A 14,494-nucleotide genomic window follows, 5' to 3' on the forward strand; every position below is an offset into this window, starting at 1 on the left:
CCCTCCCGTCTCCTGCGCCCCTCCCGGAACTGTCCACATCAGTGTAGCCAATCCACGGCGCGGCTGGCGGCGAGGCCGGGCAGGTGGGCGACCCCGAGCCCCGCGGCGCGGGCCCGCCTCACGGCGAGGGACCCTATGTTGCGGAACTGGTCGACGACGACGAGCGTGCCGGCGGGCGCGGAGGCGAACAGCGCGTCGAGCTCGGCCTCCCTGTTGCGGACGGGGGCGCTGTCCAGCACCTCCCCGTCGCGGTCGATCAGGCAGGCCCAGTGCGATGACTTGCCGACGTCCAGGCCGAGCACGGCCGCGGGTCTGGTGGATGGCGCTTTCACGGTGGTATCCTTCCGGTAGTCGTTCGACCGGATGGCCTCCCCCTCGGCACTCACATTACCAGCCGCGGCACCTGCCCGGCACTTTCCTATCAGCCGTCGGGGGCGGCGCGCCCCGCGCCGGCAGCACCCAACGGGCCCTCTCGGGGCAGGGACGTTCGGCCGTGCGCGGGCGCCCGGTCGGCGGCCCGTTCTGGGCGCGCCTCAATCGTAGCCCGAGACGGTCCCGGGCTGACAATTTCGACTGTAATGGACGTTCTTAAACGACTAGTCATTCAAGAACGTCCCCAATGACTGGGTCGGAAAATTTCTTAAAAAAGTTCTTGCTCTTCGTCCAATCGTCCGTATAATAAACTTCGTTGCTTGAGAGCACGCACCTATTCCTCGGTAGCTCAATGGTAGAGCACGCGGCTGTTAACCGCGCTGTTGTAGGTTCGAGTCCTACCCGGGGAGCCAGAATTTCTCAGCCCATTCCGCTGGGCTTTTAAATTCCTCGGTAGCTCAATGGTAGAGCACGCGGCTGTTAACCGCGCTGTTGTAGGTTCGAGTCCTACCCGGGGAGCCAGGTTGTAAAACCCGTCGCTATGCGGCGGGTTTTTTCATGCCGCGATCGCCGGTGCCGAACGTTACCGTATCAACATTTCGTGTCGAGGATGTAATCGCGAACCCCGTGGCCTTAACATGGCGCGGTCGTTGTAAAATGTTGGAATGATTGCTCCCACGACATGGTGCCGCGAGCACCAGAAAAGGAGATTCTTGTGTCTGAGACCATTAACGGCAGCCTGAGCGTCTCGAACGACGTTATTGCCGATATTGCCGGTTATGCCGCGATGACGTGCTACGGCGTCGTCGGTATGGCTGAACAGCTGCAGGGCGCCGAGAGCGTGCGCCTGCTTGCCGGCCAGCGCCTCCGCAAGGGCGTGCTTGTTTCCGCCGACGAGAACGGCCTCACGGTCGACCTTCACGTCGTGCTCGAGAACGGCGTCAACATGAAGTCCGTCTGCCACAATCTTTCGAGCTCCGTCGCCTTCACCCTGCAGGAGATCGCCCAGATCGATCCCGCCAGCCTTAAGATCGGCATTCACATCGACGCGCTCAAGAGCCGTCTGAACTAGCATCCGAATACGGAGATTTCACCACTCATGATTGCAAAGACCATTCGCACCTGTTTTCCGATCGCTGCGGCTGCCGTTTCCGAAAAGGCCGAGGAGATCAACAAACTCAACGTCTTCCCCGTACCCGACGGTGACACCGGCACTAACATGTCGCTCACGCTCGCCTCGGTGACCAAGGAGCTTTCCGCCCTTCCCGCCGATGCCGGCATGGAGGCCATTGCCGGCGCCATCACCCACGGCTCCCTGATGGGTGCTCGCGGCAACTCCGGCGTCATCACCTCGCAGATCCTGCGCGGTGTGGCCGAGGGCCTTGTCTCTGCCGATGAGCCCATTACGTCTGCCAACATCGCCTTCGCCTTCCGTCGTGCCGTCAAGGTCGCCTTCCAGGCCGTCCGCAAGCCCATCGAAGGCACGATCCTCACGGTGCTGCGCGATGTCTCGACCAAGGCCGACGAGTGCGAAAAGAAGAAGTTCTCGGCCGAGGACGCGCTCGACGCCATCGTCGTCGAGGCCTACCAGTCCGTCGCCCGCACGCCCGACCTGCTGCCCGTTCTGAAGGAGAACGGCGTGGTCGACTCCGGCGCCTTTGGCTTTGCCATCTTCCTGGAGAACTTTGTTGCCGCCGCTCTTGGCCGCAGCACCGTTGTCGAGGATTTCTCCGCCACGTTTGATTCCGCTGGCTCTGCCCGCGACGCGGCCCTCGGTCGCGTTGAGATCGAGGCCAACGACGACTGGGAGGGCTCGGAGTTCCGCTACTGCAACGAGTTCCTCTTTAAGGCCGACGCCCCGTTTGACGAGGACGAGTGCCTTAAGTTCCTGGGTTCCATGGGCGACTGCGAGCTGCTCGTGGGTGCCTACCCCGACTACAAGATTCACGTGCACTCCAACACCCCCAACTTGGTGCTCGAGCACATGCTGCAGCTTGGCCAGATCTACGAGGTCTTTATCCACAACATGGAGATGGAGGCCCACGACCGTACCGCCAAGATTCATGAGGACCAGGAGAAGGCCGCCGAGCCCGCCAAGGCGTTGGGCTTTGTCGCCGTTGCCGCCGGTTCGGGCGAGGCTGACATCCTCAAGTCCCTCGGCGTTGACGTGATCGTCTCGGGTGGCCAGACCATGAACCCCTCGACTGCCGACCTGCTGGGCGCCGTCGACCAGGTCAACGCGACCTCGGTCATCATCCTGCCCAATAACGGCAACATCCGCATGGCTGCCGAGGCTGCCGCTTCTGCCTGCACCGACAAGAAGGTCGCCGTCGTTCCCACCAAGACCGTCCCGCAGGCGTTCTCCGCGCTGTTCGCGGTCCTGCCCGATTCCGAGCTCGAGGACGCCGTCGCCGCCATGGTCGACGCCATCAGCGAGGTTCGCGATGGCGAGGTCACCCGTGCCGTGCGCGATTCCAGCGCCTCTGACGGCTCTCCGATTCACTCCGGTGACGTCATGGGTATCATTGCCGGCTCCATCGACGTGGTCGGCTCCGATGTGAAACAGGTCACGCTCGACTGCATCAACCGCATGCAGGAGGAAGAGGAGGGCGATGCGCTGACGATTCTGGCTGGCGAGGAGCTGTCCGATGAGGCCTTCCGGGAGATCGTCGACGCCATTGAGGAGGCTCAGCCCGACCTGGAGATCGACGCCCATCGTGGCGAGCAGCCGCTCTATCCCGTGATCTTCTCGATCGAGTAGGCATCTGCCCATGTCCGAGCTGTGCTCCGTGCCGCGTGTCTCGGAGCGCTTTGCCCAGAGCAATGCGCTCGACGAGGATATCGCGCGACTCAAATATGTTTCGGGTAAACGTGAGGAGGCCCTTCGCCGTCTGGGAATTCGGACGGTGGGGGACCTCCTTCTCCATATCCCTCATCGATATCTCGACTTCACGCGCTTCTGGTCCATCGAGATGGCGCCCATCGGTACCGTTTGCACGATAGTCGCCACGGTCGATCGCATTGTTCAAAAGCAGCCTCGCCCGCGTATGCAGGTGACCGAGGTCTCGCTGGTGGACGAGACGGGCGTGCTGCAAGTCGCCTTTTTCCGTCAGCCATGGATTGCCCAGCAGTTTAAGCAGGGAGACCGCCTGGCCGTGATGGGTAAGGTCGAGTTTGCCTACGGCTTTAAGCAGATGGCCTCGCCGCATTTCGAAAAGCTCGAGGACGGGCGTGCCGCGGGCACCATCCTGCCGGTCCATTACGTGAGCGATGGCGTGAGCCAGGCGTGGATGCGCCGCATCGTAAGTGGCGCGCTCGAGGTCGTCGGCAATCCCTTCGACCCGATTCCCGCGAGCTTGCGCGCCAAGCGCCGCCTGATGAGCAATGCCCGCGCGCTGCGCTCAATTCACTTTCCATCGAGCATGGCCGAGCGCGATATTGCGCGTGCACGGCTTGCCTATGAGGAGTGCCTCTACCTGCAGCTGGCGCTGCGATTGCGCAACGACGGCGGCTTGGTCGAAGTTGCTCCCTACGCCCACGTCGCTGGTGAGCACCTGGCGGCGCTCAAGCAAGCCCTGCCGTTTTCGCTGAGCGACGAGCAGGAGGCCGCGTTCCAAGACATCCTGCGCGACATGTGCGATGGCGGGCGCGTGATGAACCGCCTTCTGCTGGGCGATGTTGGTACCGGCAAGACGGCCGTCGCCGCCTGCGCGCTGGCTGTCGCGGCCGATTCGGGCACTCAGTCCTGCGTTATGGCGCCTACGGGCGTGCTGGCGCGCCAATATGCCGATAAGACCGGCCCCTTGCTCTCGCAGGCCGGCATGTCCTGGGCGCTCCTGACGGGTGCCACGCCGGCAGCCGAGCGCGAGCAGATCCATGCGCAGCTGGAATCGGGCGAGCTCGACGTCCTCTTTGGTACCCATGCGGTCCTCTCGGATGACGTGACGTTTAAGCATCTGTCGCTTGTCGTCATCGACGAGCAGCACCGCTTTGGTGTGGGCCAGCGCAATGCCCTGCGTGCCAAGGGCCCGGGTGCCGACCTGCTCGTTATGACGGCGACGCCGATTCCGCGCACGCTGGCGCTCTCGGTCTACGGCGACCTGGATACGAGCATCATCCGCCATCGTCCCGTTCCGGGTGCCGGCGTTGAGACGCGCGTCCTCACCGAGTCGAGTCGCGACCTGGCCTATGGCGCCATTCGCGAGGCGCACGAAAAGGGTCAGCAAGCCTACGTGATCTGTCCGCTCGTGGAGCCGAGCGATTCGGCCGATGAGCTCGAAGACGTACCCGGCATCGCTCGCGACGACGAGGGCCGCGTGACCGTGCCCGTGCCGTTGCATGACACGGCGACCGAGCTCGATCGCCTTCGTCTGGCATTACCGGGGCTTACCATCGAGCGTCTTCATGGCCGCATGTCGGCGGGGGAGAAGGACCGGGTCCTCGATGCCTTTAAGCGTGGCGAGATCGATGTGCTCGTCTCGACCACGGTGGTCGAGGTGGGCGTTGACGTGCCCAACGCCACCGTCATGGTCATCGAGAACGGCGAGCGCTTTGGTTTGACGGCCTTGCACCAGCTGCGCGGGCGCGTAGGCCGCGGCAGCGTGTCGGGTACGTGCCTGGTCATGACGCACTCCAAGGGCAACGGCGGCGCGTCGGCGGCACAAGACCGCCTCCAGTCACTCGAGAAGACCTCGGACGGCTTTACGCTCGCCCAGATGGACCTGCGTCTGCGCCACGAGGGCGAAATCCTGGGTTACCGCCAGCATGGCGGCGTGACCTTGCGCTTTGTGGACCTGGACGCCGACGAGGATCTTATCGAATGGGCCCATTTGGACGCGGTCGAGCTCTTGCGGTATGCTAGTAATCTTGACTCTGTGGCGACGCGTCCCCTGCGCGATGCGGTCGCCAAGCGATATCGACATATTTTTAAGGAGGTCAGCGGAGGATGAGAATCATCGGCGGTGAATGGCGCGGTCGCAAGATCGAAGAACCGCGCGGTCGCGATGTTACGCGTCCGACGACCGACCGCGTGCGCGAGGCGTGTGCATCCATGGTCCTATCGGCCTTCGGCTTTGATTTGGACGAGGTTCGCGTACTGGATGCCTTTGGCGGCTCCGGTGCCCTAGGCATCGAGATGCTCTCGCGGGGCGCCCGTTCGCTCACGACGTTCGAGATCGATCGCAATGCCGCGAGGCTCATAACCAAGAATATCGAGTCGCTCTGTCGCGATCGCGCGCGTTGGCGTGTGGTGACGGGCGATGTCCTTGCGAGCGCTTCGCGCGGCCGCGTGCCGGGCGGCCCCTTCGATCTGGTCTTGCTCGACCCGCCCTATGCTTTTGGTGCCAAGCCGGTCGATGAGCTGCTGCAGAACCTGGCCCAGCAGGGTCTGCTCACCCCGGGCGCCTATGCTCTGTTTGAGCATGCTGCCGCCGACGCGGGTGCACATCCTGCCGGCTTTGTAACCGTGCGTGAGAAACGCTATGGCATCACCTCGGTCGATCTGCTCCGTTGGGTCGGCGAGGGCGAGGATGACGACATCGCCACCGATGCCGATGACAGCGACGGCACGACGTTTCAGGAGGATGCCCATGAGTGACACCATTAACCGCGTCATCGTTCCGGGTACCTTCGATCCCATCACGTTTGGCCATATCGACGTCATCCGCCGCGCCCGCCGCATTTTTCCCAGTGTGATCGTGGCCGTTGCCGAGTCGCAGGGCAAAAACGGCGTGGGCACCACGTTTACGCTCGATGAACGCGTGGCGCTGGCCCGTGAGGCACTCGGTGATATCGATGGCGTCGAGGTCCTGCCCTTTACCGGACTGCTCGTCGACTTTGCTCGCGAGCAGGGTGCCGGTGCCGTGGTCAAGGGCCTACGCGCCATGACCGACTTTGAGTATGAGCTGCAGCAAGCCGACCTCAACTACCGCTTGGATAACGAGCTGGAGTCCATCTTTGTCATGAGTGCTCCGCAGTATGGCTACATCTCGAGCTCGGTTGTACGCCAGATCGCCTCGCTCGGTAGTGATGTTTCGACGTTTGTGCCGGCTAATGTGGTCGAGGCGCTTAAACATCGCTTTTCGTGACGTTTTTTATTGCCAGGTGGCATGTGGTAAACTAGCACGATGATATGTTACCTATGAAAGGAGACCGGATGCCGGGCGAGAATTTTCCTGGCGACAGGATCGTGAGCCTTGTCGACGAGCTCGAGGGGCTCATCCAAGAGGCTAAGACGCCGTTCGGCAAGAACGCCCAGATGAAGGTCATCGATGCCGACGTCTTCTTTAACATCCTCGATGAGATCCGCATGAGCTATCCCGAGGAATGGCAGAAGTCCCGCCGTATCCTCAAAGAGCGCGAGGAGCTTATGGCTTCCGCCGCCGCTCAGGCCGATTCCATCATCGCCGACGCTCAGCAGCAGGCCCTCACTATTGCCGGTGAGCAGGAAATTGTTCGCCTTGCGCAGCAGCAGGCCGACGATATCCGCGACCGTGCCCAGCAGTATGAGCGCGAGACGCGCTATGCTGCCGAGGATTACGCCGAGCAGGTCTTTACGCACCTGGAGGAGAACCTCAAGAGTCTGACCGGCACCGTCACCCGTTGCCGCCAGCAGCTCAATGAGGGCGCCGCCCAGCAGAATGGTCAGTGGTAATGGCTGAGTTCCCGAGCGTTACCGTCGATCTTTCCGAGCAGCTCGAGTTTCCCGGAGACTCGTATCCGCTGACCGGTAAGGTCGATGTCGCTGCCTACACGGTGGGCGAGAAAGAGTACCAGCTGCAGGACGGTATCGACTATGACGTGGTCTTTACCAATGCCGGCACCGGTGTTCTGCTTACCGGCATGGTTCGCGCGCACGCCACCGGCGAGTGCGACCGTTGCCTGGAGCCTGCCTCGTTTGACATTGCCGGCGAGATCGAGGAGTTCTATCTCTTCCATGAGCCCGAGGACCCCGAGGCCTACGAAGACGGCTATGAGCTCCTGGGCGAGGATCGCGTCGTCGATCTGGGCGAGCCCATCAACGACGCCGTTGTCATGGACACGCCGTTTGTTGTGCTCTGCAAGCCCGATTGCCGCGGTCTTTGTCCCGTTTGCGGCGCCAATCTCAACGTGGAGCAATGCGATTGTGCTGCCCAAGCCGAGGCCGAATGGGCCGAAGCCACGGAAAATCCATTTGCAGCATTGAAGAATCTCAAGCTTGACGAGTAAAACTGTGGTAGTATCGCTACTTGCGCGTAATCGCCACACTGGATAGTTCATAAGGAAGGTCACTATGCCCGTACCTAAACAAAAGCAGGGTCGTATCCGCACTCACACCCGCCGTTCCGCCAACATGAAGATCTCGGCTGCGGCTCAGTCCACGTGCCCCCGTTGCGGTGCTGTCAAGCTCCCGCACCACGTGTGCCCTAGCTGCGGTTTCTACAAGGACCGCGAGGTTATCGTTACCGAGTAACGGTATACTCTGGATACGATGCCGTTCCAACTGGAACCACAATGGCCGGCTCATTGAGTCGGCCATTTTTGTATAAGGAGCATGTATATGAGTAACGTTCGCGTTTGCGTAGACGTTGTGGGTGGAGACGAGAAGCCGCAGGTTGTCCTCGACGGTATTGAGGCTGCACTTGCCGCCGATCCCGATATCGAGGTCTTGGCAGCTGGTCCCGCCGAAATCGTCAATCCCTTTGCAGCTTCCCATGCACGTGTTGAGGCCCTTGAGGCGCCTGACGTTATCGCCATGGATGACGATCCCATTCGCGCCGTGATGACCAAGCGTAAGTCGTCGATCGTGCTTTCTTGCCGCGCCATTAAGAAGGGCAACGCGGATGCGTTCTTCTCCGCCGGCTCCACCGGTGCCATGACCGCCGCCGCCACCGCCTATGTGACGCCGTTTAGGTATCAGGCCGAAGGCAAGAAGCAGCCGGTGCGTCCCTGTCTGACCAATGCGCTGCCCAATCGCGCCGGCGGTCTGACGGTGCTGTGCGACATGGGTGCCAACCCCGATGTGGAGGTCGATGACATGGTGCGTTTTGCCCAGATGGGTAGCGCCTATGCCCGCGTCGTCCTGGGCATCGAGCATCCTCGCGTGGGCCTGCTTGCCAATGGCACCGAGGATGAGAAGGGCTCCAACTTTACCAAGGCCTGTTTCCCTGCTATGAAGGCCGCCGTTCCCGGCTTTGTTGGTAACTGCGAGGGCACCGACCTCACCTCAGGTAACTTCGATGTCGTCGTTGCCGATGGCATGTCGGGTAATATCGCTCTCAAAGCTACCGAGGGCGCTGCCAAGTTTTTGCTGCAGGAGCTCAAGGGCGCCTTTATGGCCTCGCTCGGCACCAAGATCGCCGCGCTGCTCATCAAAAAGCAGATGCGCGAGATTAAGGCCAAGCTCTCTGGCGACGCCAAGGGCGGCGCGATTCTTCTGGGCCTGCGCGGCGTGGTCCTGATCGGCCATGGCGCCACCTCGGTCGAGGCTGTCAAAAACGGTACGCTCGCGGCGGCCGAAGCCGTGCGCGCCGGGCTGGTCGAGAATGTCGCCAACTCTATGGACAGTATCGTTTTGTAAGAGCGAGTTAGAGCGCTGTTATGTGCTTCGCGGCGCACGTCGTGGGGTAGAATCAGAACCGTGTCTTGGTACCGCCCGGGCGGTACCATTCTTTTGGTATTCATGTACTATGAGAGGAAGCGCTATGGACCGCTCCGAAATCTTCGACAAGATCGCCGAGGTCGCTGCTGACGTTCTGGGCGTCGATGTTGCCGAAATTAGCGAGGAGACCACCTTTGACGACCTCGATGCCAACTCGCTCGAGCGCCTGCAGCTGGTTACGGCTATCGAGGACGAGTTCAACCTCGAGATCGATGACGAGACCCTGCTCTCGCTCAACTCTGTCGCCGACGCCGTCGACGCTATCGAAGCTGCCAAGGAGGCCTAAGTCTTGGCTTTATCCGAACGACTTACGCGCGCCCAGGAAATCCTGGGCCACGAGTTCAACAATAAGGTGCTGCTGCGCGCGGCCCTTACGCATCCCTCGGCAGTCGAGGGCCAGCCGGTTTCTGCCAGCTATGAGCGCCTTGAGTTCTTGGGCGATTCCATTTTGGGCGCTGTGGTCGCACGCTCCCTGTTTGAGTCCTATCCCGAGTTTGACGAGGGCAAGCTCACTCGCTTGAAGGTGTCGCTCGTCTCGGGCGCCACGCTATCCGAGGTTTCTCACGAGTTGGGCATCGACGACATCATTATCTTTGGTGCCTCCGAGACCGGTACCGGTGCGCGCGGCCTGCATTCGGCCCTCGAGAACGTCTATGAGTCGCTCGTGGGCGCGCTGTACCTGGATGCCGGCTGGGACGTTGCGGCGGAGTTCATTCACCGTACGCTTAAGCCGCATTTGGCTTCCGAGCGTGCCGAGCATCCTGCGAACCCCAAGTCGTTTTTGCAGGAGTGCGTGCAAGCCGACGGTCACGAGCCCCCGGCGTACAAGCTCGTTGGCTCCGAGGGCCCGGCGCATGCGCCCACCTTTACCGCTGTGGTTTTGATCGATGGTATTCGCCAGGGTCGCGGCTCCGGCTCCTCAAAGAAGGAAGCCGAGGGAGCTGCCGCGCTTGAAGCGCTCGACCGCATGGGTTACACCACCAACGGCGTGATTCTGAACAAGAAGCACGTGTAAGCGAGGAACCGTGTATCTCAAGTCCCTTACGCTCAAGGGGTTCAAGTCGTTTGCCGACCGCGCCCATATGACGTTTGAGCCGGGCCTGACCGTCATCGTCGGTCCCAACGGCTCGGGAAAATCGAACATCTCCGACTCGATTCTGTGGGTCCTGGGCGAGCAGAGTGCCAAGCAGCTGCGCGGCCAGGCCATGGAGGACGTCATCTTCTCGGGCTCGTCGGCGCGCAAGCCGGTGGGTGTCGCCGAGGTCACGCTGGTGCTCGATAACTCGGACCATATGCTGCCCGTCGACTTTGACGAGGTCGCCATCACCCGTCGTATGTATCGCTCGGGCGAAAGCGAGTACCTCATCAACTCGAGCCCGTGCCGCCTGATGGACATTCAGGACATCCTGCACGATTCGGGCCTGGGCAAGGATACGCATTCCATCATCAGCCAGGGCAAGCTCGACGCCATTTTGCAGAGCCGCCCCGAGGAGCGCCGCGCCCTGATCGAGGAGGCTGCCGGCATCTCCAAGCACAAGCGCCGCAAGGAACGTGCGCTCAAAAAGATTAAATCGATGGACGAGCACCTGACCCGTGCCCGCGACATCAATAAGGAGATCGCCCGTCAGCTGCGGCCGCTGGAGCGTCAGGTCGATCGCGCGCGCAAGTACAAAGAGCTGTCCTCGCGCGCGAACGAGCTTACGCAGATGCTGGCCGTCGACGAGCTCCGTTCGCTGCAGTCGCAGTGGAACGACCTGGAGAGCCGCTCCAAGGAGGGCGCTGCCGAGCTTGAGCTTGCGCAGTACCGCCTGGGCGAAAAGGAGCGCGAGCTCGAGAAGCTCCAGGTCATGCTCGAGGAAAAGGGCCTTTTTGTGGGCGATCTGGGCGAGCAGCGCCGCCATATGCAAGACGTGGTCGGCCGCATTAACTCCGATATGCGCCTGCTCGAGGAAAAAGGCCACAACATGGTGTCGCGCCTGTCCGACATGCGCGGCCAGATTTCGAGCTCCGAACATCAGCGTCGTCGCGTGGTCGAGGAGCTCGAGGATGCGCGTGCCCAGCTTGAGGAAGTTACCGGTGCGCACATGCAGGCCCAGGACGACGTTGACGCCGCTGCTCCTGCCGCCGCCCAGCTCCACGAGCGTCGCGTTGCGCTCGACAATCAGATTTCGCAGCTTACGCGCGAGCAGCGCGATGTGCAGCGTGCGGCCGATAACGCCGCGCTCGAGCTTGCCAAGGTGAAGGACTCGCTGAGCAACGCCGAGGTCGAGGACAACATGTACGCCTCGCGCCTGGAGCAGATCGACGAGCAGCTCGAGGAGGTCACGGCCTCGCTCGAGAGCCGTCGCGACCGCGCTGAGGAGCTCGAAGGTGCGCTCGATCAGGCTCGCCAAGCCCAGGTCGATGCGCGTGAGGCCACCGAGGTCGCCCGTGCGGCGTTGAAGGACCTGCGTAATCGCGAGAGCGAGGCGCGCAATAAACTGTCCGAGGTTCGCTCTGAGCTCGCGAGCCAAAAGAAGCTCGATGCCCGCATGGCTGACAGCTCGCCGCTTGTGAGCCGTCTGATGGGCGCGTTGGGCGATGATGTCTCGGGTCGTCTGGGCGATGTGCTCGAGGCCCCTCGTGAGCTCGAGGGTCTGGTCGAGCAGCTGCTTGCCGGCGATATCGATGCCCTGCTGTTTGATGACGCCGCCACGCTTGAGCGTGCCGGCCGTGCGGCTCTGGACCAAAAGAAGGCCTCAGGTGAGGCGCTGCTGATGGCGCGCGGCGTGAGCGGCGGTGCTGCTGCTAAGGGCGCTGCCGGTTCGCGTTTGGTCGATCGTCTGTCCGTGCGTTCCGGTTATGGCCCGGTTGTCGAGGCCCTGCTTGGCGGCTATTACGTGGTCGATGACTTGGCTGCCGCGCTGGCGGCACCAGTCGTTGACGGTGTGACCTATGTGACTCCCGATGGCGCCCGCGTGAGCTGTGGCGGCCTGGTGCGCGTTGGACTCGATGCCGGCGAGGCTTCGGGCGCCTTGGAGCGCAAGCGCCGTATTCGTGAGCTGGAGGGCCTGGAGCCCGATTTGACTACCGTGTTTGAGCATGTGTCGGACCAGGTTGTCGAGGCCAACGCGGCCGTCGAGGAGGCGCGTTCCGCCGAAGGCGATGTGGCCGGCGAGATTGCCCGCCTTGAGGGCGAGCGTCGCTCGCTGCTCTCCGAGATCGGCCGCCTGGAGCAAAGCGCCAACAATGCCGAGGTCGAGCGCGTGCGCATTTCCAAGCGCCGCGAGCAGGCTGCCGAGGCCGTTCGTGCCGCTCGTCCACGCGTGGATGAACTTACCCGTTCGCGTGACGAAGCTCGTGCGCAGGCGAGCGACTTAGGTCTTCAGATTGCCGAAGCCAACGACGATCTCGACCGCGTGCGTCGCGACGATTCCGAGGCCGCCGGCAAGCTCGCCGACGCTAAGGTGCGCCTGGCTCAGACGAGTGAGCGCCTGCGTTCTCTGAAGGGCCGCGTGCCCGACCTGGAGCATCGCCTGGAGGGCATCGACCGCCGTATCCGCGGAACACGCCAGGCCTCGCGCTCGCTTGAGCTGCTGCGCCTTCGCGTCGATCCCATGCACGAGCGCTATTCTGCCCTGTTGGAGCGCGCCTCGGACTGGGCGGCACGCCTGCGCGATCAGGCAACGCTTGAGGAGGCGGACTCGGCTTCGCTTAAGAAGACCATCGAGGACGCCAAGACCGAGGTCGCCCGCGCCAAAGAGAGGGTCGATGTTGCCGCCACGACGCAAAATGAGTTCAAGGTGGCGCGCGGCAAGCTCGAGGTGCAGGTAGAGGCTGCCATTAAGGCCATCACCGCCGACGGCACCACGGTGCTCGAGGAGGCGCTCATGCTGCCGGCGCCCACCGATCGCGACGCCGCCGAGCGCGAGCTTAACCAACTCGTGCGCCAGATCAACAACCTGGGTCCTGTGAACCAAGTCGCCATGGAGGAGTACGAGCAGCTCAAGCGCCGCGCCGATTACATCGAGGAGCAGCTGGCCGATCTGGAGAGCGCGCGCAAGGCGCTCACCAAGATCACCGTGGCGATCGATCGCAAGATGCGCAAGGCCTTCCTGGTGACCTTTGAGAAGGTCGATGCGAACTTCCGCGAGATCTTCGCCATGCTCTTCCCGGGCGGTCAGGCGCATCTGGAGATGACCGACCCCGAGCATCCGGCCGAGACGGGCATTGAGGTCGTGGCGCAGCCGCGCGGCAAGCGCATCACCAAGATGATGCTCATGTCGGGTGGCGAGAAGAGTCTGACGGCGCTCGCCCTGCTCTTTGCCGTATACCGTACGCGCACGGTGCCGTTCTATGTGCTGGACGAGGTCGAGGCCGCGCTCGACGACGCCAACCTGTCCAAGCTCATCGGTGCTCTCGATGTGCTGCGTTCCGATACGCAGCTCTTGGTAATCTCGCATCAGCGCCGTACTATGGAGGATGCTGACGTTCTCTACGGCGTCTCGATGCAAGCCGACGGCGTCAGTCGCGTCGTCTCGCAAAAACTCGATCGCGAAACCGGAAAGGTCGTGAATGCATAATGGGATTCTTTGACGCACTCTCGCGCGGACTTGAGCGCAGCCGCGAGGCCCTCAACGAGGTCTTCTACTTTGGCGGTGAGGTCGACGAGGATTTTTGGGAGGACCTTGAGGACACCCTCGTTATGGGTGACATGGGTGCCGAGGTCGCCATTCAGGTCTCCGATGACCTGCGCGATGCCGCGGCCAAGAAGAACCTCAAGACCGCCCCGCAGCTTCGCCGCGCCCTGGCCGAGCAGCTCGAGGGCCATTTTGTGCCTGTTGAGCGCGACCCGTTTTCCGATACGCCGAGCTGCGTGCTGTTTGTCGGTATCAACGGCGCCGGCAAGACCACCACGGTCGGCAAGATTGCGAGCGCCATGGCCGCCCGCGGCAAGAACGTGGTCATCGGTTCGGCCGACACCTTCCGCGCCGCCGCTATCGAGCAGCTCGATGTGTGGGGTCAGCGTGCCGGCGTACCGGTTATCAAGCGTGACCGCGGTTCCGATCCGGCGAGCGTGTGCTATGACGTGCTCGACGAGGCCGATAAGCGCGGCAGCGACCTGGTGCTCATTGATACCGCCGGTCGTCTGCACACGAGCCCCGAGCTCATGCGCGAGCTCGCCAAGGTGGTCAATGTGACTCGTAAGCGCGCCGCCAATATGGCCGCCGGTCCCATGCCGGTCTCGGTCGTGCTTGTGATCGATGCCGCCACTGGTCAGAACGGTCTGAACCAGGCGCTCGAGTTTAACGAGGCGCTGGGCCTGGACGGTATTATCATGACTAAGCTCGACGGCACGGCTAAGGGCGGTATCGCCATGGCCGTGGCCGAGAAGCTCAAGCTCCCGATCCTGCGCATCGGCGTGGGCGAGCAGGTCGATGACCTGCAGGAGTTTAACGCCAAAGATTTCTGCCGCGCCCTGGTGGGCGAGTCCAACTAAGGAGT

At 62.5% G+C, this 14,494-nt stretch carries 14 protein-coding genes and 2 tRNA genes; 15 read left to right on the forward strand and 1 reads right to left on the reverse strand.

Annotation, left to right across the window (positions count from 1 at the left end):
• Window positions 1-38 precede the first annotated feature (38 nt).
• Complete coding sequence (locus tag FGQ61_RS05405; RefSeq protein WP_212745441.1) at window positions 39-386, reverse strand: IS110 family transposase; 348 nt, start codon at window positions 384-386, stop codon at window positions 39-41.
• A 324-nt stretch (window positions 387-710) separates the two neighbouring features.
• Between FGQ61_RS05405 and FGQ61_RS05410 the strand changes: the two genes are divergently transcribed.
• The 15 genes from FGQ61_RS05410 to ftsY all read left to right on the forward strand — a co-directional run bounded on the left by FGQ61_RS05410 (window position 711) and on the right by ftsY (window position 14,489).
• A tRNA-Asn gene (locus FGQ61_RS05410) sits at window positions 711-785 on the forward strand.
• 34 nt (window positions 786-819) lie between these two features.
• Window positions 820-894 (forward strand) — tRNA-Asn (locus tag FGQ61_RS05415).
• Window positions 895-1,054: 160 nt separating this feature from the next.
• A complete protein-coding gene (locus tag FGQ61_RS05420) occupies window positions 1,055-1,444 on the forward strand; it encodes an Asp23/Gls24 family envelope stress response protein (RefSeq protein ID WP_006234031.1) in 390 nt (129 codons plus the stop codon).
• A 27-nt stretch (window positions 1,445-1,471) separates the two neighbouring features.
• Window positions 1,472-3,133: a DAK2 domain-containing protein gene (locus tag FGQ61_RS05425; RefSeq protein ID WP_138374825.1), complete on the forward strand. Its 1,662-nt coding sequence runs from the start codon at window positions 1,472-1,474 to the stop codon at window positions 3,131-3,133.
• 10 nt (window positions 3,134-3,143) lie between these two features.
• Window positions 3,144-5,321: an ATP-dependent DNA helicase RecG gene (gene recG / locus FGQ61_RS05430; protein ID WP_138374826.1), complete on the forward strand. Its 2,178-nt coding sequence runs from the start codon at window positions 3,144-3,146 to the stop codon at window positions 5,319-5,321.
• Window positions 5,318-5,968 (forward strand): 16S rRNA (guanine(966)-N(2))-methyltransferase RsmD, encoded by a 651-nt coding sequence (gene rsmD / locus FGQ61_RS05435; RefSeq protein ID WP_138374827.1) that lies wholly within the window; start codon window positions 5,318-5,320, stop codon window positions 5,966-5,968. The genes recG and rsmD overlap by 4 nt, the downstream gene beginning before the upstream one ends.
• On the forward strand, window positions 5,961-6,458 hold the full coding sequence (coaD, locus tag FGQ61_RS05440) for a pantetheine-phosphate adenylyltransferase (RefSeq protein ID WP_138374828.1): 498 nt from the start codon (window positions 5,961-5,963) through the stop codon (window positions 6,456-6,458). The genes rsmD and coaD overlap by 8 nt, the downstream gene beginning before the upstream one ends.
• A 68-nt stretch (window positions 6,459-6,526) precedes the next feature.
• Window positions 6,527-7,024, forward strand: coding sequence for an ATP synthase subunit B family protein (locus FGQ61_RS05445; RefSeq protein ID WP_138374829.1), 498 nt, complete (start codon window positions 6,527-6,529; stop codon window positions 7,022-7,024).
• Entirely contained in the window at window positions 7,024-7,578 is a 555-nt protein-coding gene (locus tag FGQ61_RS05450) for a YceD family protein (RefSeq protein WP_138374830.1), read from the forward strand. Before FGQ61_RS05445 ends, FGQ61_RS05450 begins: the two co-directional genes overlap by 1 nt.
• A gap of 64 nt (window positions 7,579-7,642) precedes the next feature.
• The gene (rpmF, locus tag FGQ61_RS05455; protein ID WP_022094017.1) at window positions 7,643-7,822 is read left to right on the forward strand and encodes a 50S ribosomal protein L32; all 180 of its coding nucleotides are present in this window, start codon (window positions 7,643-7,645) and stop codon (window positions 7,820-7,822) included.
• A gap of 87 nt (window positions 7,823-7,909) precedes the next feature.
• Window positions 7,910-8,929 carry a phosphate acyltransferase PlsX gene (gene plsX / locus FGQ61_RS05460; RefSeq protein ID WP_138374831.1) on the forward strand — a complete coding sequence of 340 codons (1,020 nt, stop codon included), beginning with the start codon at window positions 7,910-7,912 and terminating at the stop codon, window positions 8,927-8,929.
• A gap of 124 nt (window positions 8,930-9,053) precedes the next feature.
• Window positions 9,054-9,296, forward strand: a complete 243-nt coding sequence (locus FGQ61_RS05465; RefSeq protein ID WP_055286398.1) for an acyl carrier protein — start codon at window positions 9,054-9,056, stop codon at window positions 9,294-9,296.
• Between the two features lie 3 nt (window positions 9,297-9,299).
• A complete protein-coding gene (gene rnc / locus FGQ61_RS05470; protein WP_055286400.1) occupies window positions 9,300-10,025 on the forward strand; it encodes a ribonuclease III in 726 nt (241 codons plus the stop codon).
• 10 nt (window positions 10,026-10,035) lie between these two features.
• Window positions 10,036-13,572, forward strand: a complete 3,537-nt coding sequence (gene smc / locus FGQ61_RS05475; protein ID WP_138374832.1) for a chromosome segregation protein SMC — start codon at window positions 10,036-10,038, stop codon at window positions 13,570-13,572.
• Complete coding sequence (gene ftsY, locus FGQ61_RS05480) at window positions 13,572-14,489, forward strand: signal recognition particle-docking protein FtsY (protein ID WP_117564147.1); 918 nt, start codon at window positions 13,572-13,574, stop codon at window positions 14,487-14,489. The genes smc and ftsY overlap by 1 nt, the downstream gene beginning before the upstream one ends.
• Window positions 14,490-14,494: the final 5 nt, after the last annotated feature.

Origin of the sequence: Collinsella aerofaciens (assembly GCF_005844325.1) — a bacterium.
GTDB lineage: Bacteria > Actinomycetota > Coriobacteriia > Coriobacteriales > Coriobacteriaceae > Collinsella > Collinsella aerofaciens_G.

Coding starts and splice junctions, on each gene's coding strand:
- rsmD (WP_138374827.1), top strand. CDS start 5,318: ATGAGAATCATCGGCGGTGAATGGCGCGGTCGCAAGATCGAAGAACCG.
- ftsY (WP_117564147.1), top strand. CDS start 13,572: ATGGGATTCTTTGACGCACTCTCGCGCGGACTTGAGCGCAGCCGCGAG.
- FGQ61_RS05420 (WP_006234031.1), top strand. CDS start 1,055: ATGGTGCCGCGAGCACCAGAAAAGGAGATTCTTGTGTCTGAGACCATT.
- rpmF (WP_022094017.1), top strand. CDS start 7,643: ATGCCCGTACCTAAACAAAAGCAGGGTCGTATCCGCACTCACACCCGC.
- plsX (WP_138374831.1), top strand. CDS start 7,910: ATGAGTAACGTTCGCGTTTGCGTAGACGTTGTGGGTGGAGACGAGAAG.
- FGQ61_RS05450 (WP_138374830.1), top strand. CDS start 7,024: ATGGCTGAGTTCCCGAGCGTTACCGTCGATCTTTCCGAGCAGCTCGAG.
- recG (WP_138374826.1), top strand. CDS start 3,144: ATGTCCGAGCTGTGCTCCGTGCCGCGTGTCTCGGAGCGCTTTGCCCAG.
- FGQ61_RS05465 (WP_055286398.1), top strand. CDS start 9,054: ATGGACCGCTCCGAAATCTTCGACAAGATCGCCGAGGTCGCTGCTGAC.
- coaD (WP_138374828.1), top strand. CDS start 5,961: ATGAGTGACACCATTAACCGCGTCATCGTTCCGGGTACCTTCGATCCC.
- FGQ61_RS05425 (WP_138374825.1), top strand. CDS start 1,472: ATGATTGCAAAGACCATTCGCACCTGTTTTCCGATCGCTGCGGCTGCC.
- FGQ61_RS05445 (WP_138374829.1), top strand. CDS start 6,527: ATGCCGGGCGAGAATTTTCCTGGCGACAGGATCGTGAGCCTTGTCGAC.